The organism is Burkholderia singularis, from assembly GCF_001718875.1.
Lineage (GTDB): Bacteria > Pseudomonadota > Gammaproteobacteria > Burkholderiales > Burkholderiaceae > Burkholderia > Burkholderia singularis.
Map to the genome: position 1 here is coordinate 2,845,757 of NZ_CP013448.1, position 25,172 is coordinate 2,870,928.

Consider the following 25,172-nt stretch of genomic DNA (forward strand, 5'->3'; position numbering starts at 1 on the left):
GACGATGAACGCTCCCGTCCCTGCACGCCGCACCGCGCGCCGCGCACCGAACTGGCTGGCCGCGATCCAATGGGCGGTCACGCTCGCGCTCGGCGCCTTCCTGATCGTGCCCGTTGCGATGTCGGTGCTCGCCGGGCTCACAGTCAACTATTTCCACGGGCTGTCGAGCGGCCTCACGCTGCGCTGGCTCGGCCAAGTGTGGACGCAATATCACGATTCGGTTTTCCTGTCGCTCGAGATCGCGTTCGCGACGCTCGCCATCACGCTCGTCACCGGCGTGCCCGCCGGCTACGCGCTCGCGCGCAGCCGCGGCCGCGCATCGCGGCTCATCGAGGAGGCGCTCGTGCTGCCCGTGGCATTGCCGGGCCTCGCGTCCGCGCTCGCGCTGCTTACCGTCTACGGCGGCTGGTCCGCGTTCCGCACCAGTCCGTGGTTCATCGTCGCCGGGCATGTCGTGTTCACCCTGCCGTTCATGGTGCGCGCGGTCGCGGCGGTCGCCGCGCGAGCCGATCTGCGCACGCTCGAGGAGGGCGCGGCCAGTCTCGGCGCTTCGTTCGCCGTGCGCTTCGCGAGCGTCGTGCTGCCGAATTTGCGCGACGGCATCGTCGCCGGCGGGCTCGCCGTGCTGACGCTGTCGATCGGCGAATTCAACCTGACGTGGATGCTGCATACGCCCGACACGAAAACGCTGCCGGTCGGGCTGGCCGATACCTACGCGTCGCTGCGGCTCGAAATCGGCAGCGCGTACACGATCCTGTTCCTGCTGATGACACTGCCGCTGCTGATCGCGATGCAGCGGCTCGGCGTCGATCCGACCGGCGCACGCAGCGGTGCGCGCCGTCGCCGCGCACCCGGCGTGCCGGGTGCCGGCAAGCGCGAGGCGCGGCGCGCCCCGCGTTTGGCGCGCCGATAAACGCCGGCTGCATCGCGCAGGCGATCGGTTGTCGACTGTGGATAGCCGAATGTCGATTGCCAACCACCGACTACCGGCCACCGACCACCGGCCACCGGCCACCGATTGCCGACCACCGACCACCGACCACCGATTGCCGATTGCCGACCATGACGATGAAACTCGAATCCGTTCCGATCACTTTGGCCCGCTGCGCGAAAACCTTCCACGGCACACGCGTGCTCGAACCGCTCGATCTCGCGATCCGCGCGGGCGAAACACTCGTGCTGCTCGGCCCGTCCGGCTGCGGCAAAACGACGACGCTGCGCCTGATCGCCGGGCTCGACATTCCCGATGCGGGCGGCGCGATCGTCTTCGGTAACGAAGACGTGACCGCCAGGCCGATCGACAAGCGCGGCGTCGGCATGGTGTTTCAAAACTACGCGCTGTTTCCGAATCTGTCGGTGCGCGGCAACGTCGGCTACGGGCTGAAGATTCGCAAGACGCCGCCCGCCGTGCTGCGCGCGCGGGTCGACGAGCTGCTCGCGATGATGCGGCTCGAAGCGCATGCGGACAAACCCGTCGACGCGCTGTCGGGCGGCCAGCGTCAGCGCGTCGCGCTGGCGCGCGCGCTCGCGGTGCGCCCGCGCGTGCTGCTGCTCGACGAGCCGCTGACCGCGCTCGATGCGCAACTGCGCGACACGTTGCGCCGCGAAATGAACGCGTTGTTGCGCGCGCTCGGCGTGACGACGGTTTACGTCACGCACGATCAAGACGAGGCGATGGAACTCGCCGACCGGATCGTCGTGATGAGCGCGGGCAGAATCGAGCAGATCGGCACGCCGCGCGACATCTACTACCGTCCGGCGAACCGCGCGGTCGCGCGCTTCATCGGCACGCTGAACCGTCTCGAAGGCGCGTGGCGCGACGGCGCGCTCGTCACGACAGGCGGCACGATCGCCGCCGCCGTGCCGGCCAGCGAATTATTCTTTCGACCGGAGGATGCGCGCATCGTCGCCCCGGACGCAGCCGCGCTGCGCGGCCGGATCGCGCACTGCGCGTTTCTCGGTGAGCGCACGCGCGTCACCGTCGAGCATGCCGCGCCCGATGCGCTCGTCGTCGACATGCCCGGACGCATCGATTTCGCATGCGGCACGGCGGTCGGCATCGAGATCGCGCCCGAAGGCCTGCTCGCGCTCGGCTGACGCACGGCCGTCAACACTGGCACACTGGCCACCACACCGGCCGCCACAAAGAACCACAAGGAACGACGATGCTGCTTGCCCATATCAGCGATCTGCACATCAAACGGCCCGGCGCGTTCGCGTATCGGCGCGTCGACACCGCCGCGCATTTCACGCGCTGCGTCGCTCGGCTCAATGCGCTGACGCCACGTCCGGACGCGGTGCTGATCACCGGCGATCTGACCGACTTCGGCACCGACGACGAATATGCGCATCTGAAATCGCTGCTCGCACCGCTGGAGATGCCGTATTACCTGCTCGTCGGCAATCACGACGATCGCGCGGCGTTGCGGCGCGCGTTCGTCGAGCGGGCGGAATTGCACACGGGCGGCGAGTTCGTGCAGTACGCGATCGACGCCGGGCCGCTGCGCGTGATCGCGCTCGATTCGCAGATGCCGGGCACGAGCGGCGGCACGCTGTGCGACGCGCGGCTCGCATGGCTCGAAGCCGAACTGGACGCGGCGCGCGCGCGGCCGGTCGTGGTCGCGCTTCATCATCCACCGTTCGTCTCCGGCATCGAGCACATGGATGCGATGCGGCTCGCCCCGCCCGACGCCGGCCGCCTCGACGCGCTGCTGCGACGCCACCCGAACGTCGAACGCGTGCTGTGCGGGCACGTGCACCGCGCGATGTTCGCGCGCTTCGGCGGAACGATCGCCTCGGCGGTGCCCGCGCCCGCGCATCAAGTCACGTTCGATCTGAGCCGCGACGGCCCGTCGTCGTTCACGATGGAGCCGCCCGCGTTCGCCGTGCATCGCTACGCGCCGGCAACCGGCATGACGTCGCATCACGTCTATGTCGATGCGAGTGACGGCCCCTATCCGTTCTTCGATCCGGCCGGCGGGTTGATCGACTGACGGCCGGTGCCGCGTAGCGCAGCGCGCCGCGGCCGGCATCGCCTGTCGCGCGGCCCCGGTCGGCACACGCGCCGCCCCATATGCGCTGACCGGATCGACAGACAAGCCGGCCCCATAGACAGGCCGATCCGCTCATACAGGCCGATCCGCTCATCGGGCATCGTGCGCGCCGCGCAAGCGCCGCCGGCATCCGCGCAAGCGCACGCCGCACGCCGCACGCCGCACGCCGCACGCCACACTCGGCACGCAGGCCCGCTCGGCGCCGGTTCAGCGCCGGCTGCCGAACCGGTCGAAGACGGCAAGCAGATCGGCCAGCGCCTGCCTGCACGCCGCGGCTTGCGGCTTGTCGGCGCGCAGTGCCGCGAGCGAGCGGTCGATCGCGTCGTCGACCGCATGCCAATCGGCCGCGGCCCGTGGTTTCAGCGACGGCTCGGCGTCGTCCCATGACGTCTCCAGATCCTTGATGCGCGCCTTCGCGCCGGCGAGATCGCCTTTGTCGACGAGCTTGGCCGTATCGGCGGCAATCGCCCGGAACGGCGACAAATCGCCGAGTTTCGACGCGACGGCCGCTTCGGCCGACAGCGGCGCGACGGCACCGTGCCGCGACACGCTGCCGATACCGAATGCGGCGCCCGCGAGCACCGGGGCAAGGGCGAATGCGACGAGCTTGCGCTTGTTCATGCTGTTTCTCCACGAATGAATCGAATGATTTGAAGCGATGCGGCGCACATGGCGCATGCGGCGCAGGCGCGTGGCCCGGCCGTCTGCGGCATGCGTTCAGCGCCGTTGCGGCGACGCGCCGGGCTGGCCGCCGCGCACGGCGGCCACCGACAAGCCCGCGACGAGCACGACGATGACCGCGACGAACGCGGCGCTCGTCTTGATCGTGCCGAGCCCAAGGCCGCCGTACATCTGCGCCTGCGACAGAAAATCGCCCAGCGACGCGCCAAGCGGGCGCGTGAGGATATACGCGAGCCAAAACACAAGCACACGGTTCATCCCGAGCGCCGCGGCCACGGCGGCGAGTGCGATCGCGCCGCCGAACGCCACGATCCCGAGCCGGAAACCGAGACCGAGCGCCTCGGTCGCGAGATCGCCCGCCGCGGTGCCGAGCGCGAACGTCAGCAGGATCGCGGCCCAGTAAAACCCCTCGCGGCGCGGCGTGACGATCGTGTGAATCGACAGCGTGCGCTCGCAGCGATACCAGAGCGCGAACGTCGCCGTGAGCGCCGCGGCGAACAGCGGCGTGCTGACGTAGAGGCTGACGCCGAGGCCGTCGGTCAGCGCGTCGGTGATCTGCGTGCCGGCCACGCTGACGAGCACGATCGCCAGCCAATACCGCCACGGCACATAGGCGCGCGCGCGCAACTGGAGCGCCAGCGCGGCACTCAGCAGGCACGCCGTCAGCACGCCCGTGACGGCCGCGCCCAGCCCGACGTGCACCGCCAGATAATCGGCGCCGGTCTCGCCGACCGTCGTCGACATGATCTTGATGACCCAGAAGGCCAGCGTGACCTCCGGAACCTTGTTGAGCATGCCGGGGGCGGCATGCGAACGGATCGCAGGATTCATCGGACTCTCCTTGTCTCGCGGCGTGAATCGCATCGTGCGAGCCGCGCCGCTACGGCACCGGCGGGTGCCGCCGGCGCTCGAGGCTCGCTTGGACGCCACTATGCAAGCCGCGCACTTAAGACCAGCTTAACGAAGCGGCCGCCAGCGGATTTTCGTGGCCTCCGGTATGATCGGCGCTCCGGCCTTGCGCCGTCCCGACTCACCGGCCCAGCCCGGCCGCGCATGCCGCGCGGCCGGGCGCGCCGATTCTTCCGTACACGCGTCATGTCCGCCTCGAACCCTGTTTTCGCCGATGCGTCGCGCCGCGACTCGCGCGGCTTGTTGCTGCTGCTCGCGATCATCGCGGGCGTTTGCGTCGCGAACATCTATTACAACCAGCCGCTGCTCGACAGCTTTCGCCTATCGTTTCCGGGCGACGCAGCATGGATCGGCGTCGTGCCGACCGCCACGCAGCTCGGCTACGCGACCGGCATGTTCGTGCTCGCGCCGCTCGGCGACCGCTTCGACCGGCGCACGCTGATGCTGGTGCAGATCGCCGGGCTGTCGCTCGCGCTCGTCGCCGCCGCCACCGCACCGACGCTCGCCGTGCTCGCGGCCGCGAGTCTCGCGATCGGCATCCTCGCCACGGTCACGCAGCAGGCCGTGCCATTCGCCGCCGAGATCGCGCGGCCCGCCGAGCGCGGGCAGGCAGTCGGCACCGTGATGAGCGGGCTGTTGCTCGGCATCCTGCTCGCGCGCACCGCGGCCGGCTTCGTCGCCGAATATTTCGGCTGGCGCGCGGTGTTCGGCGCGTCGGTCGCAGCGCTCGCCGCGCTCGCGGCCGTGATCGCGATGCGCCTGCCGCGCAGCACGCCGACGTCGACGCTGCCATACGGCAAGCTCCTCGCATCGATGTGGCAGCTCGCGCGTGAGCTGCGCGGGCTGCGCGAAGCATCGGCAACCGGCGCGGCGATCTTTGCCGCGTTCAGCGCGTTTTGGCCGGCGCTCACGCTGCTGCTCGCGGGCGCACCGTTTCATCTCGGCCCGCAAGCGGCGGGGCTGTTCGGCATCGTCGGCGCATGCGGCGCGCTCGCCGCGCCCTATGCAGGCCGCTTCGCGGACAAGCGCGGCCCGCGCGCGATCGTGACACTCGCGATCGCGCTCGTCGCCATATCGTTCGTGATTTTCGCGTTGTCGGGGACGAGCCTCATTGGGCTCGTGATCGGCGTGATCGTGCTCGACATCGGCGTGCAGGCGGCGCAGATCTCGAATCAATCGCGCATCTACGCACTCAAGCCCGAAGCGCGCAGCCGCGTGAACACGGTCTACATGGTCTGCTATTTCGTCGGTGGCGCGATCGGCTCGTGGGCGGGCGTTACCGCATGGCGCGCGACGGGATGGCTTGGCACGTGCGCGGTGGGGTTGCTGTTCGCGCTCGTCGCGGCGTTCGTTCACTACAAAGGCCGGGCGGATACAGCGTAAGCGCGCGCGGCGAGGCGCTTGGCTGGGGCTTCAAGTCTTCGGAACGTTGAAGGCCCGGGGTTCGACGAGCGACCCTCGAATCGTGTCGACGCTGCCCAACGCGTTCGTGGCATCGAGCCGCCGAGCCGCATCTCGAATCCTATCGGGCCGTTCCGGACGATTCGCCGCGCAGCGGCGAATACTGCGCATCCATACCGCAAACCGCCGGGCCGAAACCCGCGCGCCGCGGCCAACGGCAAGCGTGAGCCGCCCGCGACCGCCGGACTGCATGAACGCGCGCAACGGCCTGCGCCCGCCGGCGCGCTGTGCGTGAACGCTACTGCGGCTTACTGCGGCTGCTTGCGCGCCGGATCGAAGATGAACGACAGGCCGACGCTGCCGAGAATCGCCATCGTCGCGATCACGGTCGCGAGCGTCACCGGCTCGCCGAGCAGCAGCGCGCCAAGCGCGACGGCCACGACCGGGTTCACATACATGCAACTGCTCGCGATGATCGGGCTCGTATGGCGGATCAGATAACCATACGCGACATACGCAGCCATCGTGCCTGCAAGCATCAAATAAACGAACGCGGTGCCGGGCAGCAACGCGACGTGCTCGATGCGCTCGCCAAGCAGCCACGCAATCACCGTCGAGGCCGCGCCGCCCAAGCCGATTTGCAGCGCCGTCGATAAAAACAGATCCCGCGGCAGCGCGAGCCGTGCGGCCAGATGCGCGCCGCCCGCCCAGAACAGCGCGCCCGCGAGCACGGTGATACTGCCGAGCGTCGAGCCGGGCGACGACGCGCCGCCCGAATTCAACACGATGATGCCGGCCATCCCGAGCCCGACGGCCGTCCACTCGCCGGCAGTGACGCGCCGCCCGGCAATCGACGCGATCACGGTCGCGAACAGCGGCACGGTCGCGACCATCACGGCCGCCGAGCCGCTGCTGACGGTTCGCATCCCGAGCGCGATGAATCCCGACGACAGCGTGACGAGCATCGTGCCCACCAGCACCGCGTTGCGGACTTCGACAAACGTCGGCCAGACGGGGCGCCGCCGCATCGCGAAGATGAACAGCCCGATCCCCGCGAGCAGATTGCGCAGCCCGGACAGCATCAGCGGCGGAAACGAGCCGAGCGCGACATGCAGCGCGAGATAGGTCGAGCCCCACGCGAAATAGATGAACGTCAGCGCCAGCGCCACCCGGCCGCCGCGGCTGCGCGGCAGACGAGGCGGATGGCGCTTGACGAACGCGAGCAAACGGTCGAATGGCGTCATCGGTCAGCTTGCCTGCGCGAGATTGCGCATATCGGCGCAAAGCGCGATATGGCCTGCCGGGCAAATCGCCTGAAGGACAGCGGCGGATGACTGTATGCGAAACGGCGGGACGAGACGTGCGACGGCAAGCATGACCGATGATGGCGGAAGAGGATTGAAGAGCTTGAACGAAAACAGGCGCGGCCGAATGGCACGACGCCGCGCGGACATTATGCATTAAGGAATAGAAAATAATTGTCAAGCCGATTCGAATGCGCATTCGGTGATGTTTCGGCGCGACATTTCATGGATGCGAATGCTGTCTTCGATCAACGGCCGATATCGGCAAGCTGCCGCAGCGCGCCATCGCCATCGCCGTCACCGTCATCGCGATACGCCGTTGTCGCATTTGCGCTATTTATTGTCGCTTTTCAGTAGGCACGGCCGTGGCCGGCGAGTTCGCGCACAAACCCAGATCGACCGCCTGCAACACCTCGCCCGTGTCGGCATCCTCGGCGAACGCGACAATGCCGTAACGCGCCGCATCGCGCATGCGCCAGCCGTCGGGATATGGCAGGCTGCGCCGCACGTCGAGCCTTGCCGCAGGCGCAGGCACTGTCGACACGAGTGGGCCGAGCCATTGCCGCACGACGCGCTCATGACGCAGCGTCGCCCCGCGGTTCTCGCCCGCGCGCACGTCCGACGTCAAGCCGTTCTCGTACAACGCAACATAGGCGTTAAGCGCGCGCGGCGCGCCGTCGCGCGCGAGCACCGACAGCGCCACATCGAGCGCGTGCGGACCCGGCATCGCAGCCAGCGCAATCCCGATACGCGCGGGCTGCGCCGCCGTCGCGGCGACACGCCGCGCGAACGCGTCCACATCCCGCCAGTCGCGCATTTCACGGCCCGCCACCGCGATTTCCGGCGTATAGACGACGCCGCCTCCATGCTTGGCCGCCAGCGCGGCCTGCCGCTCGGCGAAGCGATGCTGCGCGAAGCGATCCGCCCAGCCGAGGCCATCCCAGTAATCGACGTGCAGCGCGAGCGGCACGACTCGCAACGCCGTGCGCTGCGCGGCGAGCCGCGCGAGCCAGCCGTCGGCGCTCGGGCAACTGCTGCACCCCTCGCTCGTATAGAGTTCGACGAGCACTTGCCGGGTGGCCCCGCTGCGCGCAGCGCACACGGCGTCTGCCGCATTGGCGGCGCAGGCCGCGCCGAACGCGAGCGCCGCGACGGCGATGCGCATCGAGACCGGAAGCCAATGCGGCAACATGGCGGCGTCGATCTCAGTTCGTCATCGGGCTCGGCTCGCCCGGTGACATCGTCTTTTTCATCGCGCTCGCCGGCGCATGGCGCTTGTGCATCGCATGCTTGGACGCACTCGCCGGCTTCATGCGCATGCTGTCGCCGGCCATCGCGCCGCCGGGCATCGCGCTTTTCGGCATCGCACCTTGGGGCTGCGCCATTGCACCGTTGGACATCGCATCGGCCCGCATCATGCCGTTTGCGCTGTGCATCGCGCCGCCTTCCTTCGGCATCGCGTCGGCTTGCATCGCGCCGCTTCCCTTCGACATCGCGTCGGCTTGCATCGCGCCGCTTCCCTTCGACATCGCGTCGGCTTGCATCGCGCCGCTTCCCTTCGACATCGTATCGGCCGGCATCGCTGCCCCGTCCTTCTGCATCGCCGCGTTCTGCGCAAGCGCGGCTCCGGCAGCCAGCGCAAATCCGGCCGCACAGGCCCAAGCCATCAGGCGCTCTTTCATGGGATCACTCCGTCGTTTTTGGTTGAGGAGCCGAATAGTCGTCGCGCGCGGTCGGATATGACAGGCCGCGCGAAAAAAATGCCGCGCCGCCGCGCCAATGCCGCGCGGCCCGCGACGCGCACGGCGGCGAGCGGGCGATCCGCCCCCGGTTGAAACCGTTGCCGTCCCGGTGTATCGTGTGCGCTTGCTAACGCGGGGGTCCTGCGTGGCGATCGGTCTGCCGATTGCCGCAGCGGGTGAGAAATACCCTTTGAACCTGATCTGGATAATGCCAGCGCAGGGAAGCGTCCGGGCTTCGTCACAACTGCGTCAGAATCCCGTCGCATTGCGAATCTCGTCTCCTGCTTAGCACCCCGCTTTAGCTTGCATGAGACCAGAGCGCGCTGCGTGAGACCGGCGTCGGTGCTTGAGCACTCACTCCGGTCGACACACGCGAAAGCGCCCACTCTGATCGATAGGAGATCGCATGAACGCCAACCCCAAATTCCTTTCCGCCGACGCGCGCGTCGACGCCGCCGCCATCGCGCCGCTGCCGAACTCGCGCAAGGTCTATGTGACGGGCTCGCAGCCGGACATCCGCGTGCCGATGCGCGAAATCACGCAGGCCGACACGCCGACGAACTTCGGCGGCGAGCGTAACCCGCCGATCTATGTGTACGACACCTCCGGCCCGTACACCGATCCCGACGCGAAAATCGACATCCGCCAAGGCCTGCCCGCGCTGCGCCAGCGCTGGATCGAGGCGCGCGGCGACAGCGAGACGCTCGCGGGCCTCACGAGCCAATACGGCCGCGAGCGCGCGGCCGATCCGGCCACGGCCGAGCTGCGCTTTCCGGGCCTGCACCGCCAGCCGCGCCGCGCGAAAGCGGGCGCGAACGTCACGCAGATGCACTACGCGCGCGCGGGCATCATCACGCCGGAGATGGAATTCGTCGCGATCCGCGAAAACCAGCGCCGCGCCGAATATATCGAGAGCCTGAAGGCGAGCGGCCCGAACGGCGAGAAGCTCGCCGCGATGATGAGCCGTCAGCATCCGGGCCAGGCGTTCGGCGCCGCGGCATTCGGCGCTCATGCGCTCGCGGCGATCACGCCCGAATTCGTGCGCGACGAAGTCGCGCGCGGCCGCGCGATCATTCCGGCGAACATCAACCATCCGGAATCCGAGCCGATGATCATCGGCCGCAACTTCCTCGTCAAAATCAACGCGAACATCGGCAATTCGGCCGTCACGTCGTCGATCGGCGAGGAAGTCGACAAGATGACCTGGGCAATCCGCTGGGGCGGCGACACGGTCATGGATCTGTCGACCGGCAAGCACATCCACGAAACGCGCGAGTGGATCATCCGCAACAGCCCGGTGCCGATCGGCACGGTGCCGATCTACCAGGCGCTCGAAAAGGTCAACGGCCGCGCCGAGGATCTGACCTGGGAAATCTTCCGCGACACGCTGATCGAGCAGGCCGAGCAAGGCGTCGACTATTTCACGATCCACGCCGGCGTGCGCCTGCAATACGTGCCGCTCACCGCGAACCGGATGACGGGCATCGTGTCGCGCGGCGGCTCGATCATGGCGAAGTGGTGCCTCGCGCATCACAAGGAAAGCTTCCTGTACGAACGCTTCGAGGAAATCTGCGAAATCATGAAGGCCTACGACGTGAGCTTCTCGCTCGGCGACGGCCTGCGCCCCGGCTCGATCTACGACGCGAACGACGAAGCGCAGCTCGGCGAGTTGAAGACGCTCGGCGAACTCACGCAGATCGCGTGGAAGCACGACGTGCAGACGATGATCGAAGGCCCCGGCCACGTGCCGATGCAACTGATCAAGGAAAACATGGATCTGCAGCTCGACTGGTGCGACGAAGCGCCGTTCTACACGCTCGGGCCGCTGACCACCGACATCGCGCCGGGCTACGACCACATCACGTCGGGCATCGGCGCGGCGATGATCGGCTGGTTCGGCACCGCGATGCTGTGCTACGTGACGCCGAAGGAGCACCTCGGCCTGCCGAACAAGGACGACGTGAAAGAAGGCATCATCACGTACAAGCTCGCCGCGCACGCGGCCGATCTCGCGAAGGGCCATCCGGGCGCGCAGGTGCGCGACAACGCGCTGTCGAAGGCGCGCTTCGAATTCCGCTGGGCCGACCAGTTCAATCTCGGCCTCGATCCGGACAAGGCGCGCGAATTCCACGACGAAACCCTGCCGAAGGATTCGGCGAAGGTCGCGCATTTCTGCTCGATGTGCGGCCCGCATTTCTGCTCGATGAAAATCACGCAGGACGTGCGCGAGTTCGCGGCCCAGCAAGGCGTGTCCGAAGCCGATGCGCTCGCCAAGGGGCTCGAGGTGAAGGCCGTCGAGTTCGTGCAGAGCGGCGCGCAAATCTATCAGCGTCAATGACGCCCGCGCGGCCGCCCACGGCCGCATGTTCGACCGCCCCCTCGAAAGCCCGCGCAGCGCGGGCTTTTGTTGTTTTCGCGCGCGATCGCGCGGGGGCCGCACGCTTGGCCGCGTTCGCCGCCGACGGTGCCCCCACGCATGCCGTGCCGGATTGCCGCAGGCGCCCGACGCGGCGAAACATTTGATTACGAAAGCGCGAACGCCCTAACAAGTCTTTACAGCGCAACCGAAGCGGCCCGCGTAGATTTTCAGACGTAGGCAGCATGACGAAATACGCGTCTACACGTCTCTGTTACGTCACTTTTATCCGGGACGTCACTTTTATCTGAGGATTGGACCATGAAATCGATTCGGCGTATTGGGGTATGCGCGATGCTCATCGCCACGGTCGCGGGCCTGTCGGCGTGCGATACGATGACCACTCAACAGCGTAACGCGGCGATCGGCGCAGGCATTGGCGGCGTCGCCGGCGCGGCGCTCGGCGGCAACGCGCTGTCGACGGTCGGCGGTGCGGCGGCGGGCGGCCTGATCGGCAGCCAGGTCGGCAAGTAACGCCGTCGTTCGGGCCGGGCGCGTGTCGTTCGACGCCGCCCGGCAAACGACGCGCGGCCGGCCGGCAGCCTAGCCTTTGGCGCGACAGCGGCGGCGCACGCGTCCTACGTGGCGCGACGGCTTCGCGAAATGATCGGTTACCGTTTCACACAGCGTTTCATATAAGACCGATCTAAGCTCGAACGCATCGAAACCTGCCCCGCACGCGAGCGCGTCACCATCATGTACAAGACCCTCATCTTCACCGCGGCCGCGAGCCTCGCGCTCGCCGGGTGCTATTACCCATATGGCTACTATCCGGCCGGTTACGCCGCTGCGCCCGTCGAGACCGCACCCGTCTATACTGCGCCCGCGTATGTCGCGCCGGCCTATCCGAGCTACTACTATCCGGCGCCTTCGCTGTCGCTTAATTTCGGTTACTGGGGCGGCCATCGGGGTTATTGGGGCGGCGGTCGCGGCTATTGGCGTCACCACTGAGCGCCAACCGCCCGGACGCACGCACAGGACGCGCTAGCGGCCGCGTGGGAGCCGTTGCGTTCTTGTCCGATCATTGCTTGCCGTTTGATCGGTTGTTTCGTCACAGCGTGAAACGTCGGACGGCAGCGCGGTGTAAGATGCTTCAAGCATTTACCTCCACCCGCCTCCCGTCCTGTCCTGTCGATGAATTTCAAGAACGCACTCCTGCTGATCGTCCTCGCCGCGCTATGGGGCGCGTCGTTTCTTTTCATCCGCGTCGGCGTAGCCGAGTTCGGCGTCGCGCCGTTAATGGCGTTGCGCGTCGCAATCGGCGCGCTTTTCCTGATCGCCCTCTCGCTCCCCCGCTATCGTCCGCGCGAGCTTGCCGCGGCGCTGCGCAAGCATGCCGGGCCCCTGTTCGTGGTCGGCGTGCTGAACTCCGGCGCGCCGTTCTGCCTGTTCGCGTTCGCCGAGCTGACGCTGTCGGCAGGCGTCACGTCGGTCATCAATGCGACCGCGCCGCTCTGGGGCGCGCTCGTTGCGTATCTATGGCTCAAGGAAGCCCTGCCGCTGCCGCGCGCGCTCGGCCTCGTGATCGGTTTCGCGGGCGTGCTCACACTCGTCTGGGACCAAGTGTTCTCCGCGCACGGCTCGAACCAGGCCGCGCCCGCCACGGTCGCGCTCGCCGCCGCGGCCGCGCTCGGCGCGACGCTGCTGTACGGCATCGCCGCGAACTATACGAAACGCAAGCTCACGGGCGTCGACCCGCTCATCAGCGCGACAGGCAGCATGATCAGCTCGACGCTCCTGCTGGTGCCGTTCGCGCTCGCGACCTGGCCGGCCGCCGCCGTCTCCGCGCACGCATGGGAAGCCGTGCTCGCGCTCGGCATCGCGTGCACCGGCATCGCCTATTTCATCTTTTTCTACCTGATTGCCCATGTCGGCCCGGCGCGCGCGATCACCGTCACGTTCGTGATTCCCGTGTTCGGCATCCTATGGGGCGCGCTCTTTCTCGGCGAGCACGTATCGACCGGCATGATCGAAGGCGGCGCGATCGTGCTGCTCGGCACCGCGCTTGCGACCGGCGTGATCAAGCGGCTTCCCGGCGCCGGCACCCGGCACTGCGAGGCGCGCTGACGCCGGCACACGATGAGCAAAGCGCCGGAGTTCTCGCTCGACAGCCTGATCTCGCGGCTCATCGTCTGCGACGACGGCTGGTGCGCGCGCTATCACGACGCGATGCTCGCGAGCGTTTTCCAACCGGTGATTTCGCTTACGCACAAACGTGTCGTCGGCTATGAGGCTCTCGTGCGCGCCACCGACGCGAACGGCGCGCATGTCACGCCGGACGCGCTGTTCGCCCGTGCGCAGGCGCGCGGCGAAACGGTGCTGCTCGATCGGCTCACGCGCTGCCTGCACGCCGCGAACTTCGCGGCGCAGGACACCGGCCTGAGCTGGCTGTTCCTGAACGTGCTGCCGCAAATTTTCGTGTCCGGCGGCGCGCCGCGCGAATTCATCGAGACGCTGTGCGCCCGCTTCGCGCTGCCGCCGGCGCGCGTCGTGCTCGAGGTGATCGAACAACCGTCGCGCGACGAAGTCGCGCTCGCGCATACGCTCGATGCAATCCAGCACGGCGATTTTCTGATTGCGATCGACGATTTCGGCACCGGCTTTTCCAATTTCGATCGCATCTGGCAAATCAAGCCGGACATCGTGAAACTCGACCGCTCGATCGTCGAGCACGCGCTCACGGCCAACGACGCGCACCGGCTGATTCCACCGCTCGTCACGATGCTGCATCACGCGGGCGCGTTGGTACTGGCGGAAGGCGTCGAAACCGACGACGCGCTACAGTTGCTGATGGATGCCGACGTCGATTTCGTTCAGGGCTTCTGCTTCGGCCAGCCCGGCCCTTCAATCGCGCACGCGGGCGCCCAGGTGAGCGCATGCGTCGAGGCCGCATGGTCGCGCTTCACCGATCGGATGCGCCGGCGGCGCAACAGCGCGCAGCCGGGTGTCGACACGATCGAGCGCATCGTGCTCGCGGGCGCCGCCGAATACGCGGCGACCGGCGATCTGCGCGGCGCCGCGCAACGCATGTTCGCGCATCCGAGCGTGCGGCGAGTGTTCGTCGCCGAGGCGAACGGCGATCAGATCGAACCGTCGATCGCGTCGAACACGCCACGCACGGCAACGCGGCGGCTCGCGCCGCTGATGCCGGATCTGCACTGCAACTGGTCGCGCCGCGCGTATTTTCAGCGCGCGATCGCCACACCGGGACGCGTTGCGTTGATGGGACCGCATGTGTCATTGACGGACGGCCGCGACTGCTATACGGCAGCGGTCGCGATCCTGCTCAACGCCACGCTAAAAGTGTTCTGCGTCGATCTCGCCTCCGCGCCCGGCATCGATGCCGGCGCACGCTCGGCCGGCGCGTAGCCGCGCGCTTCGTCCTGCACACCGGCCGCGCGCGGTCATTTGCGCCTATTCGGTCATCTGGCCGCGGCCCGCTTTGCCGCGGCCCGCTTTCACGTCGCCACGCTGCCGCTTGTCGGCCAGACGGCGCTCCTTCGACGCACGCGTCGGCCGTGTCGCGACCCGCTTACGCGGCGTCACGCCCGCACTGCGGATCAGCTCGTCGAGCCGCGCGAGCGCGGCCGCGCGGTTCTTTTCCTGCGTCCGGTATGTCTGCGCCTTGATCACGATAACGCCGTCGCGCGTGATGCGCTGATCGGCCCGCGCGAGAAGACGCGCCTTCAGCGCATCGGACAGCGACGACGCGCGAATGTCGAAGCGCAGATGGATCGCGCTCGATACCTTGTTGACATTCTGCCCGCCCGCGCCTTGCGCGCGAATGGCCGTCAACTCGACCTCTTCCGGCGAAAACGCGTAGCGCAGCGTCATATCGCCCCCTCTTGCGGCATCGGCTGCTGCGCGCACAGCAGCGCATCGGCGATCCTCGCGGCAAGCCCGGAATCACGCGCGGTACGCGTTGCGACCGCTTGCGCGAACACCGTGCGCGAGCCGATCACCTGCACGCGCGAGCGCGCACGCGTGATTGCCGTATAGACCAGTTCGCGCGACAGCACGCGATTGAACGACGCGGGCAAAATCAACGCCGCTTCGTCGAACTCCGAGCCTTGCGATTTGTGAACGGTCAATGCAAACGCCGTTTCGTGCGGCGGCAGCGCGGCCGGCGTGACGGCGCGCGTGCGGCCGTCCGCACCGCGAAACCAGACGCGCAGCGTGCCCTGCGCGTCCGGCAGCGCGATACCGACATCGCCGTTGAACAGCCCGAGCGCGTAATCGTTGCGCGTCACCATCACCGGCCGCCCCGCAAACCACTGCGCGCCGATCGCGAGCGGCACGCGCACGGCGCGGCGCACCTCCGCCGCGATAAGCGCGTTGACTTCGTCAGCGCCCCGCATGCCGGTGCGCGTCGCGCATAGCGCACGGAAGCGGTTGAGCATATCGAAAAGCGGCCCGGGGTCCGGCACGGGCGCGGCGAGCGCGTCGCGCAGCGACGCGGCATAACCGGAGAAGCCCTGCGCAATCCGCTCGACGGTCGCGCCCGGCAACGTCGGGCCATTGCCGTCGTCGTGCAGACATGCGGCCGCGCCGGGGTCCGTCGATAGCGCCTCCAGTGCCTGCCGCGCATCGCCACGGCGAATCGCAACCGACAGCCGGCCGATCGGCGAATCGAGCCCGAAGCGGTAATTGCGTTCGAGCCAGACGACGCAATCGGTCAACGGCGCGATCGCGCGGCCTGCAACGCAAGCGGACTCGACGCTCTGCCGCGCTGTTACCCCGCCCGGCACCGGCGCGCCGGTGTGCCGAGCGGCAGCGGCAATGGCAGAACCCGCGTGATCCCGCTGCGGCAAGCCCGTGCGCGCGCCAGCGGCGGCGTATGGCCCGGTATGCGCGTCGACATTCGCATTGCGCGCCAACGACGTGGCGGAACGCTCGTCGGGCACGGCGGCGTGCGGCATCTCGGCATCGGACGCCGCGAAGCTCGCGTCGTCCAGCCATGCCAGTTCGCCCGAGTCGATCCACGCAAACGAATCGGCAGCCATGCCCTCCCCATGCGCGTCTCCGCTCAAGCCCGCATCACCACCGGACTCGGTCTGCCCGCCGGGTTCGGCTTGCCGATCCGGGAGATCTGCCGGGCCCGGTCGATTCGGCTTGCCGTCGAAGGCGCCTTCGTCGTCCGTCTCGAACAGCGAGCGCTGCACGGCGTGCATCATCCGCTGCGCGCCGCGCGTGCCGGATCGCCGCGCAACGGGCCGAGGCCCGTTCGATGCCGCCGAGCCGCCCTGCACGGAGTCGGACGCGTTGGCGGGCATCGCCGCGCCGGTCAACGCGGCACTTGATGCAGACCCGGCGTCGCTCGCGATATCGGCCGGCGCGGAAGCCGCGCGGCCGCCGAAACCCTCCGGCAACGCGCCGGCGAATTCGGCCGCCTCCATGCCGAGCGCGCGCGCGATCCGATCGATGGCCGCCGCGCTGAACGCCGGTTGCGCGCTCAATTCCGCAAATACCGCTCCCGCCTCGACCGCCGCGAGCTGGTCCTTGTCGCCAAGCAGCACGATGCGTGTGCTCGGTGCGAGCGCATCGAGCAGATGCGCGGCAAGCGCGACGTCGATCATCGACGCCTCGTCGACAACGACGAGATCGTAAGGCAACGGATTATCGCGATGATGCGCGAAGCGCCCGCCCGCGCCGCCTCCCAGCAACCGATGCAGCGTGTACGACGTCTGCGGCAAACGCGCGGCGAGTTCGGGCGGCAAGCTGCCGGCCCGCGCGAGCAACGCTTCCTGCATCCGTTGCGCCGCTTTGCCCGTCGGCGCGGCGAGCGCGATTCGCAAATCGGGCTGTGTGTCGAGCAGACACGCAATCACGCCGACGACCGTCGTCGTCTTTCCCGTGCCGGGCCCGCCGCTCACGATCGTCACGCGTCCCGTCAGCGCGACGAGCGCGGCCACCCGCTGCCAATCGACGCCACGCTCCTTCTGCAGCCCGAAATAACGCGCGAGACGCTCGCCGAGCGCCTCGGGCGACGGCGCGCAAGCTTCGGCGGCGCCGCAAACGGCCGCGTCACCGGCGTGCCGCGGGCGAGCCCGCTCGACGAGCGCGCGCGCCAACCGCGTTTCGTATTCGAAATAGCGCGCAAGATAAAGGCGTCCATCGCGATCGACGACAAGCGGACGCTCGCCGCCGCGGACAATGCCGTCAAATGCGACCATGCCGCTCGCCGCGAGCATCTCGCGCACGTCGGCCAATGACTCGCCGTACCGCTGCGCGAGCGCATGCAACGACACGCATACGTGCCCCGCCGCCGTCGCACGACTCGCGGCGAACGCCGCGCGCGCCGCCCATCGGGCCGCTACGGCCGGCGCGCCCTGACGACGCGCGAGCCCGCCGATCCGGCGCGCAAACCCTTCGGCGAGCGCGAGGCCGAAATCGGCCGGCTCGGGCAGGCGCTCGGCGAGCCCGCTCGTCCATCCGAAGCGATCGTCGACCGTATTCATGCGTCCCCCATCAACGCATCGAGTGCTTCGACGAGTGCGCGCGCGGGCTTGCGCGCATGCACGCCGGCCGGCGCGCCGCCTGCCCGCCAATCGGGCCGCACGCCGCGCACGAACAAATACAAATAGCCTGCAACATGGGTGTCGTAGTCGTAGCCCGGCAGCCGCACGCGTAGATAGCGATGCAGCGCGACCGTGTAAAGCAACGCCTGCAGATGGTACGCATGCTGCGCCATCGCGACATCGAGCGCACGCGGACCGTATGCGTCCGCCGTCGCGCCGAGGTGATTCGATTTCCAGTCGACGATCCAGAAGCGGCCCTCGTGCTCGACGATCATATCGATGAACCCCTTGATGAATCCGGTAAGCGTGCCGGCTTCGAGCGCGACGTCCGGATAGCCGTGAGCGGCAAGAAGACGCCGTAATGCATTGAAATCGAGCGCGGGCGCCGGAAATAGAAACGCCATCTCGGTCAAGCGCCGTGCCGGATCGAGCGCCGCCAGGCGCATGCCCGGCACGAGTTCGGTTGCGGCAAGCTGATCGACGAGCCGCGTCATCATCGCGGGCAGCCGCGCGGCGAGCGCGGGCAGCGCCTCAACCGGGCGCTCGCGCAGCGCGCGCTGCGCCGCGTCCTGCCATGTCGACGGATCGGAAAAATCCGCAAGCTCGAATAGCCGGTGCAAGCACTCGCCCGCCGCCGCGCCTCGCGGAAAATCGACGATATCGTCGCCAGCCGGCTCGGGCGGCGACACCTGCGCCAATGCCGCTTCGATCGGCGGCACATGCGCATCGAGCGCCGCAGCAAGCGCGTCGTGATCAGGACGCAGTTCGTCGTCCAGCACGCTTGCCACATGGCTCTCGCGAAGCGCGATCGCGGAAGTCAGCGAACTGAAGCTCGCGATCCGCCACGCGTCGCGCAGCCCGCGTACCGCGCGCCGCGCCGCGCGCAGCCCGCCCGCTTCGTGGCCGCCCGCAAGCGGCTCGCGGCGGGCGGGCGCGGGCAGCGGCACAAGCGCGATCGGCCCGAGCGCGAGCGCTTGCCAGCGCTCGGTCAGCTCCGCATCGTCGGCGGGCTCTTCGAGCCACGCATCGAACTCGCGGCCCGCGCCTGCGACGAGCCAGTTCAACACGCTGCGGCGTGCCTCCTTGGTCGAGCGCGACGACAAATACGGCCCCGCGACCAGATAGCACCGGTACACGGCGCGCGTCAGCGCAACATAAACAAGCCGCGCGCGCTCCGCTGCCTGCTCGCGCATCGCATCGCGGGCCGCGCGCTCGGCGATCGCATCGTCACAGCCGTAATGCAGCACCGCGTGGCCCGTGTCGTCGTGATACTCGCGTGCGTCAGGCAAGCCCGAACCGTTCGGATCGCGCAGCGCGCCGTCGTTCAGAAACGGGCAGAACACGACCGCATATTCGAGCCCCTTCGATTTGTGGACGGTCACGATCTGCACGAGATTGCGATCGGATTCGAGCCGCAATTGCGCGTCGTCGCCGCCGCCGCCAAGACGCTGCGCCGCGAGCCAGCGCAACGTCGGCGCGATGCCCGGCTGCGCGCTCGCGCGTGCCTGCGTCAGTTCGGCCAGGTGATTGACGTCGGTCACGCGGCGCTCACCGTCCGGCCCCGCCATCAGACGCTCGGCGATCGAAAGCTCGCTCGCCAGCGTGCGCCACATCACCGCGAAACCGCGCTCGCGCCACAGCAGCCGGTAGCGGGAGAACCGCTCGACCCAGCCCATCGCGTCGACGGCGCCACCCGGCGCGCGCGCGGCATCGCTCGCCGCCGCATGCGAACCGCCACGCGCGGCCGACTCGCCCCATGCTTGACCGGCTTCGCCCGGCACCGCATCGCCCTGCTCGAGATGCCAGAGCGCCGACGCGTCGAGGCCGAACCAGTCCGACGCAAGCGCCGAGCGCAAGCGCCGCAGATCGCCCGGCGCATCGATCGCCGCCAGCACTCGCTCGAGTTGTTCCGCATCGATCGTCGCGAACACGGACGCCTGCGCCAACTCGACGCTGCCGATCCCCCACGCCGCCAGCACACGCTTGACCAGGCTGCCCTGCTTGTGCGTCTGGACCAGCACCGCGATATCGGACGCCGCGAGCGGCTCGGCGCCGAGCGTCACCGCGCGTTCGCGCGCACCGCCCATCAGGCGTGCGATCTCGGCCGCACACGCCTGCGCGGCTTGCCGCTGGGCGTCGCGTTTCGTCAATGTCCGTTCGCCCGACGGCAACATCCAGACGCGGAAATCGCCCGTGCCGGCCAGCGGATCGGTGGCGTCGGCAAATGGCGGGCGCGGGCGCCCGCCCGCGCGCACCGGATCGTAATTGAGGCCGGGCAACACGAACGCATGCGGATTCGCGCCGAAAAAGCGGTTGCATGCATCGACGATCGCGGGCGTCGAGCGTTGATTGACCGCGAGCGTATAGCGCGCCGATGCCGTGGCGCGCGCGGCGAGGTACGTATGCAGATCCGCCGCGCGAAAGCTGTAGATTGCCTGCTTCGGATCGCCTACGAGAAAAAGCGGTCCGGCCGGCGCGAAGACCGTATTGAAGATCGCGAATTGCAGCGGATCGGTGTCTTGAAACTCGTCGATCAAAGCGGCCGGATAGCGCGCGCGCAGCGTATCGCGCAACCACGGATGCGCATCGAGTGCGTGATACAGATTCGCGAGAAGATCGTCGAAAGACACGACGCGGCGCTTGCGTTTGCGCCGCGCGAGTTCGCCCGGCGCTTCGGCAAGCCATTGCGCGACGAGCGACAACCAACGCGCGCGCTGCGCGGTTTCGAGCGCGGCGAGCGCCTCTTCCAGCGCCTGCGCGGCCTCGAAGAACGCGTGGCGCGGCGTCGCGCCGTTCTTTTTCGTCGCCTTCTCGAGCGCCGCCTGGGTCAGCTTGAGCGCCGCACGCGGCAACGCGGCAAACGCGCTCGCCTGCCCGAAATAGCGCGCCCATGCGTCGAGCGCGCCGGCAAGCGCTTCCGGCTTGTGCGAGGTCTGCTTCAGCGACGGCTGCGCGGCGACGAGCAGCGTCTCGAGTTCGTCGCGCGACGCGCGCCAAAGCGCGGCGGCCGCGTCGAAACGCTCGCGCGCGATGACCTCATCATCGTCACGGGCCGCTTCGAGCCCATCCCAGCGCAGCTCGGCAAGCGGCTTCTTCAAACGCCGCGCAAGCTGCGCGTCGAGCACCGCCGGCCCCGCGCCGTATTCGACGAGCCACTCGGCAAACGCCGGGTGCGCAGCCGCGGCCGGCTCGACGCGCGTGCGCCAAAAATCGGCGGCAAGCTCGAAACGCAATGCGCCGTCATCGGCGTCCATCTCGAACGAGAACGGCATCGCCGCGGCGAATGGCGCTTCTTGCAGCGCACGCTGACAAAACGCGTGAATCGTATGGATCGCTGCCTGATCGAATGCGTGCAACGCGCGCCGCACGCGCTGCACCGCCGTTTGCCGATCGATGCCGCGCTGCGGCGCGAGCGTCGTCGCGAACAATTGCGCAATGAACGGATCGGCGCCGCCTTCGCCCGTGCCGAGCACATGCGCAAGCTGGACGAGACGGCTGCGAATCCGCTCGTGCAGCTCCGCGGTCGCCGCTTTCGTAAACGTGACGACAAGAATCTCGTCCACGCCGAGATCCTTTTCGAGCAGAAGCCGCACGTAAAGCGCGCAAATGTTCCACGTCTTGCCCGTGCCCGCCGACGCCTCGATCTGGTTGACGCCATCGAGCGCACACGCGAACACATCGAGTTCAGCGGCGCGTGTATCCGTTTGTGCCGCCCGGCTCATGACGACCTCCGCAAATGCTCGACCAGCGGATCGAATACGAGATGCGCGAGTGCACCGAACGGCTCGTCGAGCGACGGACTCGCGCCGCGCCACGCAAGCGCGAGCGCCGGATCGTCGGCCTCGCCTGCAACGCGATCGTTGATCCAGACGCCGGCCGCCTTGGCTTCGCCATCCGAAACGAGCGCCCACGCGCTTCTCGGAAAGAACGCAAGCGGCATGCGCCGGCCCGCGCGGAACAGCGCGGCAAGCGGCGCAAGCTGCTCGAGCGGCGCGGCCACCGGCACGAATTCAAACGCCTCGCCGCTACCGAACCAAAGCGTGCGGCGCGGGCCGTCCGGATCGATCGCGCAATAAACGAGATGCGCGAGCCACGCGGACAAATAATCGCGTGCGCCCGGCCGCGCATAACGGTAGACCACCTGCCCCGCCGACGTGAGCCTCGCAAGCGCGCCGTGAAGGCGCAACGGCTCACGCGTTGCCGCACGCGCCAACTCCGCGTCGTGCATGCCGAACCACGGCGCGCCGTTCGTTTCCGGCCAAAGCGGCGCTACGTCGAACGCGAACGGCACGCGCGTCGCGCCGCCGGCAAGCGCGCGGCGCACGTTGCCCGCGAGTTGCGCGAGCGCGCCGAGCGCGCGATCGCGCCGCACCGCGCCCGTCGCGCCGCCCGGCAATTCGGGGCTCGCGTCGGCAACGCGCCACGCGTGATCGAACGCGGCTGCATCGGCCTCGCCCGCCGTATCGATCAGCAGCGGCAGCACGCGCGCGGCAAGCATATCGCTGCCGCCGTAATCGAGTTCGAACGGCTCGACGTCGACGAGTTCGGCCTGCGCATCGGCAAGCGCAATGCCGAGCCGCGCACGCAACAGCGCACGCGCCGGATGACGCCAAAACCGCTCGAAATCGGCAAATGCAACCGGCTCGGCGGGCTCCGGCGGCAGCGGCTGCGCGAAAAACGGCCGGGCAGCAGCCGCCGCGCCGTCGGCAAGCAAACGCGCAAGCGCCTCGCGCGATGCGTCGTAAGTGAAAAGCGCGCCGCCCGGCGCGAAATATTCGGCGGAAAACGGCTGCAACGGATGCTCGACGACGAATGCACGGCGCGCGGCATCGATCGCCTCGGGCGATGCATCGGGTCCCGCCGACACGGCCGCCAGATGGTCGAGCAGTTCGTCGACCAGCGCGGCGGGCGGCAACGGCGCATTGTCGCGAATGCTGCGGCCCGTGTAGGCGATCAGCAAACGGTCCCGCGCGGCAAGCAGCAGATCGAGGAACAAATTGCGCTCGTCGTCCCGGCGCTGCCGGTCGCCGAGCTTCGCGAATACCGCCATCAGATCGAATTCGTCGGCCCGTGCGAGGCTCGGCAGCACGCCGTCGTCCATCCCGAGCAGGCAAACCGCGCGATAAGGCAGCCCGCGCAAGCTCGTCAGCGACGAAAACGTGACGCCCCCCCACGGCACGCCACCGCGCGCGGGATCGTCGAGCGCGGCGGCAAGCCCCGCGCGCACGACGGCGGCCGGCATTTCGACGCCGGCCGCGCCCTCTTCCATTGCAGCAAGCATTGCGTCGAGCGCGTCGCGGACGCCGGAAAGCGCGTCGGCAAACAGCGGGCCGGAATCAAAGAAACGCGCGAGCGCATCGGCGAACACATCGCTCCAGTCCTGCGGTGTCAAATCGCCGGCAATGCGTTGCGCGAAGCCGTCCAGATCGCCGGTAAAGCGCGCGAGCCGGCCAAGCAGCTCGGCTTCGCTGCCCAGCGCGCCGCCGATCGGCAGCCATGCATCGACGGGCGCCGCGCCGTCCGGCATCGCATAGCCGAGAAAAAGCCGCGTCAACGCGTCGGCAAACGTATGGCGCCGCGCGGGCGGCGCGCCAGCGGCATTGCCGGCATCCGCGTTGGCGAGCCCGCGCCGCGCGCCAGCCGCGGCAAGCCACGTTTGCACGGTCTCGAGCGCGGCGGCATCCACCCCGTAGCGCGCGGCAACCGCATCCACGCGCAGCCATTCGATCAGCTCCGGCGCACCGACATCGCGCTCCGGCAGCGCAAGCCAATCGAGCAGCACGCGCGCAACCGGATTCGCATGCGAAGGCGGCAGACCGGAGATGCGGTATGGAATACGCGTCGCGCCGCCGCCCGCCGTCGTGCCGAACACCGCGTCGATGAGCGGACCCGCCGTGGCAAGATCCGGCATCGCGACGAGCACGTCCGACGGCGAAAGGCTCGGATCGGCGTCGAACCAGCCGAGCAGCCGGTCGTGCAACACCTCGAGCTGACGCGCGAGGCTGTGGCACACATGTACCTCGATGCCGTGCTCGCCGGGCGGCTCGCCGAGCGCCGCCTCCGGCTCAAGCGTGAGGATCGCGTTCTGCACGCGTGCGAGCCAGGTCGGCGCGGGGTTTTCCTCGTAGCGCGACGCGTCGCCCGCCGCCGCGCTCTCGGTCAGTTCGTGCAACATGTGGAGCTGCGCCTGCGTTTGCCGCCCCCATTGCGCCAGCAGCGGATGGCCCACCTCCTGATAATCGAGCTGCCCGGCCGCGCGCAGCGATTCGGCACGTGCGGCGCTCACGATGTCGAACCAGAACTCGCGACACGGATTCAGCGCGTAAATGCGCACGTCGATCCAGCGCGACAACTCGCGCAGCAACGCGATATGCAGCGGCGGCATCGTCGGCAGCGCGAATACATGAACCGACGCCGGCCACCCGGCGCGCGCGCGCGCATCGGGGTCGAGCGAGCCGGCATCACGCAAAAAGCGGTGCGCGGGCGGCGCTGCGCCGTCGGACAACTCGGCCGCAAGCGCCTGCCAGAGTGCCGCCTGCCAAGCCTCGTCGTCGCGGACCGGCTCGGCGCCGTGGCGCGGCGCGCCTTCGAGCGCCAAGATCGATTCGCCCGCCTGCCACTGCGCAAGCCAATCCGGGCGATAGGCAAGGTAATGATCGAACACCGTCGCGATCCGGTGCGCGAGTTCGTAGCGCATCGGCGCATCGGCGGCGGCCAAATACGCGCAAAGTCGCGCGGACTTGCGCCACGGCCCGTCGTCATGCGCCGACAGCAGGCGATAACAGCGCCACACGAGGCGATCGGGCGCAAACGGAGAGTTCGGCGGCACGGCGATCACTTTGCCGATCTGCGCCCATAGCCATTGCGCGAGGTAGCGGAAATCCACGTTCGCGCATACGCGGTGCCGCTGCGCGATGTCGAGTTCGAGCCGCCGGCGCAGCGCCGCGCTCGGCACGATGACCTGCTGGGTTTCCCACGGCCCGGCGCCGGCCGCCACGGCGGCGAGATCGTCGAGCAACGCATCGACCAGCGTCTCGTGGCGGTTCGAGTAGAAAAGATGAAGCATGACAGCCGGTAAAAACCTGTAAGGACCGCCGGACGCAGGCCCGGCCTATCAAGGAACCAAGGATAACAAAGCGCGCACCGCC

At 68.5% G+C, this 25,172-nt stretch carries 18 protein-coding genes and 1 riboswitch; of the genes, 9 read left to right on the top strand and 9 right to left on the bottom strand.

The annotated features are described in order from the left end of the window. Positions 1-4 precede the first annotated feature (4 nt). The 3 genes from AQ611_RS12600 to AQ611_RS12610 all read left to right on the top strand — a co-directional run bounded on the left by AQ611_RS12600 (position 5) and on the right by AQ611_RS12610 (position 2,993). On the top strand, positions 5-913 hold the full coding sequence (locus tag AQ611_RS12600) for an ABC transporter permease (RefSeq protein ID WP_102720212.1): 909 nt from the start codon (positions 5-7) through the stop codon (positions 911-913). 155 nt (positions 914-1,068) lie between these two features. Continuing rightward, entirely contained in the window at positions 1,069-2,097 is a 1,029-nt protein-coding gene (locus AQ611_RS12605; RefSeq protein WP_069235286.1) for an ABC transporter ATP-binding protein, read from the top strand. Between the two features lie 68 nt (positions 2,098-2,165). After that, the gene (locus AQ611_RS12610) at positions 2,166-2,993 is read left to right on the top strand and encodes a phosphodiesterase (RefSeq protein WP_069234715.1); all 828 of its coding nucleotides are present in this window, start codon (positions 2,166-2,168) and stop codon (positions 2,991-2,993) included. Between the two features lie 267 nt (positions 2,994-3,260). Here AQ611_RS12610 and AQ611_RS12615 read toward each other — a convergent pair whose 3' ends face one another. Beyond that, positions 3,261-3,674 (bottom strand): hypothetical protein, encoded by a 414-nt coding sequence (locus AQ611_RS12615; RefSeq protein WP_059514040.1) that lies wholly within the window; start codon positions 3,672-3,674, stop codon positions 3,261-3,263. A gap of 96 nt (positions 3,675-3,770) precedes the next feature. Beyond that, positions 3,771-4,529: a COG4705 family protein gene (locus AQ611_RS12620; protein ID WP_069235287.1), complete on the bottom strand. Its 759-nt coding sequence runs from the start codon at positions 4,527-4,529 to the stop codon at positions 3,771-3,773. Between the two features lie 300 nt (positions 4,530-4,829). Between AQ611_RS12620 and AQ611_RS12625 the strand changes: the two genes are divergently transcribed. Then, a complete protein-coding gene (locus AQ611_RS12625; RefSeq protein ID WP_069234716.1) occupies positions 4,830-6,026 on the top strand; it encodes an MFS transporter in 1,197 nt (398 codons plus the stop codon). 326 nt (positions 6,027-6,352) lie between these two features. Here the strand turns inward: AQ611_RS12625 and AQ611_RS12630 are convergent, their stop codons facing one another. The 3 genes from AQ611_RS12630 to AQ611_RS26355 form a co-directional block, all read right to left on the bottom strand. After that, positions 6,353-7,288 (bottom strand): EamA family transporter, encoded by a 936-nt coding sequence (locus AQ611_RS12630; RefSeq protein WP_059514046.1) that lies wholly within the window; start codon positions 7,286-7,288, stop codon positions 6,353-6,355. A gap of 397 nt (positions 7,289-7,685) precedes the next feature. Then, on the bottom strand, positions 7,686-8,540 hold the full coding sequence (locus AQ611_RS12640; RefSeq protein ID WP_069234718.1) for a DUF1223 domain-containing protein: 855 nt from the start codon (positions 8,538-8,540) through the stop codon (positions 7,686-7,688). Between the two features lie 13 nt (positions 8,541-8,553). Then, positions 8,554-9,030: a hypothetical protein gene (locus AQ611_RS26355; protein ID WP_069234719.1), complete on the bottom strand. Its 477-nt coding sequence runs from the start codon at positions 9,028-9,030 to the stop codon at positions 8,554-8,556. A gap of 184 nt (positions 9,031-9,214) precedes the next feature. Continuing rightward, a riboswitch (TPP riboswitch) is annotated at positions 9,215-9,331 on the top strand. Positions 9,332-9,496: 165 nt separating this feature from the next. On the opposite strand from AQ611_RS26355, the gene thiC reads away from it, so the two are divergent. The 5 genes from thiC to AQ611_RS12670 all read left to right on the top strand — a co-directional run bounded on the left by thiC (position 9,497) and on the right by AQ611_RS12670 (position 14,875). Beyond that, entirely contained in the window at positions 9,497-11,428 is a 1,932-nt protein-coding gene (gene thiC / locus AQ611_RS12650) for a phosphomethylpyrimidine synthase ThiC (RefSeq protein WP_069234720.1), read from the top strand. 339 nt (positions 11,429-11,767) lie between these two features. Next, entirely contained in the window at positions 11,768-11,980 is a 213-nt protein-coding gene (locus AQ611_RS12655) for a glycine zipper 2TM domain-containing protein (RefSeq protein ID WP_059514057.1), read from the top strand. Positions 11,981-12,202: 222 nt separating this feature from the next. Then, positions 12,203-12,457 carry a hypothetical protein gene (locus AQ611_RS12660; protein WP_059514060.1) on the top strand — a complete coding sequence of 85 codons (255 nt, stop codon included), beginning with the start codon at positions 12,203-12,205 and terminating at the stop codon, positions 12,455-12,457. Between the two features lie 183 nt (positions 12,458-12,640). Beyond that, positions 12,641-13,573, top strand: coding sequence for a DMT family transporter (locus AQ611_RS12665; protein WP_069234721.1), 933 nt, complete (start codon positions 12,641-12,643; stop codon positions 13,571-13,573). Positions 13,574-13,585: 12 nt separating this feature from the next. After that, positions 13,586-14,875: a sensor domain-containing phosphodiesterase gene (locus AQ611_RS12670; RefSeq protein WP_069234722.1), complete on the top strand. Its 1,290-nt coding sequence runs from the start codon at positions 13,586-13,588 to the stop codon at positions 14,873-14,875. A gap of 45 nt (positions 14,876-14,920) precedes the next feature. Here AQ611_RS12670 and arfB read toward each other — a convergent pair whose 3' ends face one another. From arfB to recC, 4 genes are read right to left on the bottom strand one after another with little or no spacing between them, the layout of a single operon-like run. Further along, on the bottom strand, positions 14,921-15,340 hold the full coding sequence (gene arfB, locus AQ611_RS12675; RefSeq protein WP_069234723.1) for an alternative ribosome rescue aminoacyl-tRNA hydrolase ArfB: 420 nt from the start codon (positions 15,338-15,340) through the stop codon (positions 14,921-14,923). Further along, a complete protein-coding gene (locus tag AQ611_RS12680) occupies positions 15,337-17,964 on the bottom strand; it encodes an AAA family ATPase (RefSeq protein WP_069234724.1) in 2,628 nt (875 codons plus the stop codon). Before AQ611_RS12680 ends, arfB begins: the two co-directional genes overlap by 4 nt. Beyond that, positions 17,961-21,746: an exodeoxyribonuclease V subunit beta gene (gene recB, locus AQ611_RS12685; RefSeq protein ID WP_069234725.1), complete on the bottom strand. Its 3,786-nt coding sequence runs from the start codon at positions 21,744-21,746 to the stop codon at positions 17,961-17,963. Before recB ends, AQ611_RS12680 begins: the two co-directional genes overlap by 4 nt. Next, positions 21,743-25,090 (bottom strand): exodeoxyribonuclease V subunit gamma, encoded by a 3,348-nt coding sequence (gene recC, locus AQ611_RS12690; RefSeq protein ID WP_069234726.1) that lies wholly within the window; start codon positions 25,088-25,090, stop codon positions 21,743-21,745. The genes recB and recC overlap by 4 nt, the downstream gene beginning before the upstream one ends. Between the last annotated feature and the right edge of the window lie 82 nt (positions 25,091-25,172).

Excerpts from the sequence above, each read along its gene's own strand:
- AQ611_RS12600 (WP_102720212.1), top strand. The coding sequence starts at position 5 with ATGAACGCTCCCGTCCCTGCACGCCGCACCGCGCGCCGCGCACCGAAC.
- AQ611_RS12605 (WP_069235286.1), top strand. The coding sequence starts at position 1,069 with ATGAAACTCGAATCCGTTCCGATCACTTTGGCCCGCTGCGCGAAAACC.
- AQ611_RS12610 (WP_069234715.1), top strand. The coding sequence starts at position 2,166 with ATGCTGCTTGCCCATATCAGCGATCTGCACATCAAACGGCCCGGCGCG.
- AQ611_RS12615 (WP_059514040.1), bottom strand. The coding sequence starts at position 3,674 with ATGAACAAGCGCAAGCTCGTCGCATTCGCCCTTGCCCCGGTGCTCGCG.
- AQ611_RS12620 (WP_069235287.1), bottom strand. The coding sequence starts at position 4,529 with ATGCTCAACAAGGTTCCGGAGGTCACGCTGGCCTTCTGGGTCATCAAG.
- AQ611_RS12625 (WP_069234716.1), top strand. The coding sequence starts at position 4,830 with ATGTCCGCCTCGAACCCTGTTTTCGCCGATGCGTCGCGCCGCGACTCG.
- AQ611_RS12630 (WP_059514046.1), bottom strand. The coding sequence starts at position 7,288 with ATGACGCCATTCGACCGTTTGCTCGCGTTCGTCAAGCGCCATCCGCCT.
- AQ611_RS12640 (WP_069234718.1), bottom strand. The coding sequence starts at position 8,540 with ATGTTGCCGCATTGGCTTCCGGTCTCGATGCGCATCGCCGTCGCGGCG.
- AQ611_RS26355 (WP_069234719.1), bottom strand. The coding sequence starts at position 9,030 with ATGAAAGAGCGCCTGATGGCTTGGGCCTGTGCGGCCGGATTTGCGCTG.
- thiC (WP_069234720.1), top strand. The coding sequence starts at position 9,497 with ATGAACGCCAACCCCAAATTCCTTTCCGCCGACGCGCGCGTCGACGCC.
- AQ611_RS12655 (WP_059514057.1), top strand. The coding sequence starts at position 11,768 with ATGAAATCGATTCGGCGTATTGGGGTATGCGCGATGCTCATCGCCACG.
- AQ611_RS12660 (WP_059514060.1), top strand. The coding sequence starts at position 12,203 with ATGTACAAGACCCTCATCTTCACCGCGGCCGCGAGCCTCGCGCTCGCC.
- AQ611_RS12665 (WP_069234721.1), top strand. The coding sequence starts at position 12,641 with ATGAATTTCAAGAACGCACTCCTGCTGATCGTCCTCGCCGCGCTATGG.
- AQ611_RS12670 (WP_069234722.1), top strand. The coding sequence starts at position 13,586 with ATGAGCAAAGCGCCGGAGTTCTCGCTCGACAGCCTGATCTCGCGGCTC.
- arfB (WP_069234723.1), bottom strand. The coding sequence starts at position 15,340 with ATGACGCTGCGCTACGCGTTTTCGCCGGAAGAGGTCGAGTTGACGGCC.
- AQ611_RS12680 (WP_069234724.1), bottom strand. The coding sequence starts at position 17,964 with ATGAATACGGTCGACGATCGCTTCGGATGGACGAGCGGGCTCGCCGAG.
- recB (WP_069234725.1), bottom strand. The coding sequence starts at position 21,746 with ATGAGCCGGGCGGCACAAACGGATACACGCGCCGCTGAACTCGATGTG.
- recC (WP_069234726.1), bottom strand. The coding sequence starts at position 25,090 with ATGCTTCATCTTTTCTACTCGAACCGCCACGAGACGCTGGTCGATGCG.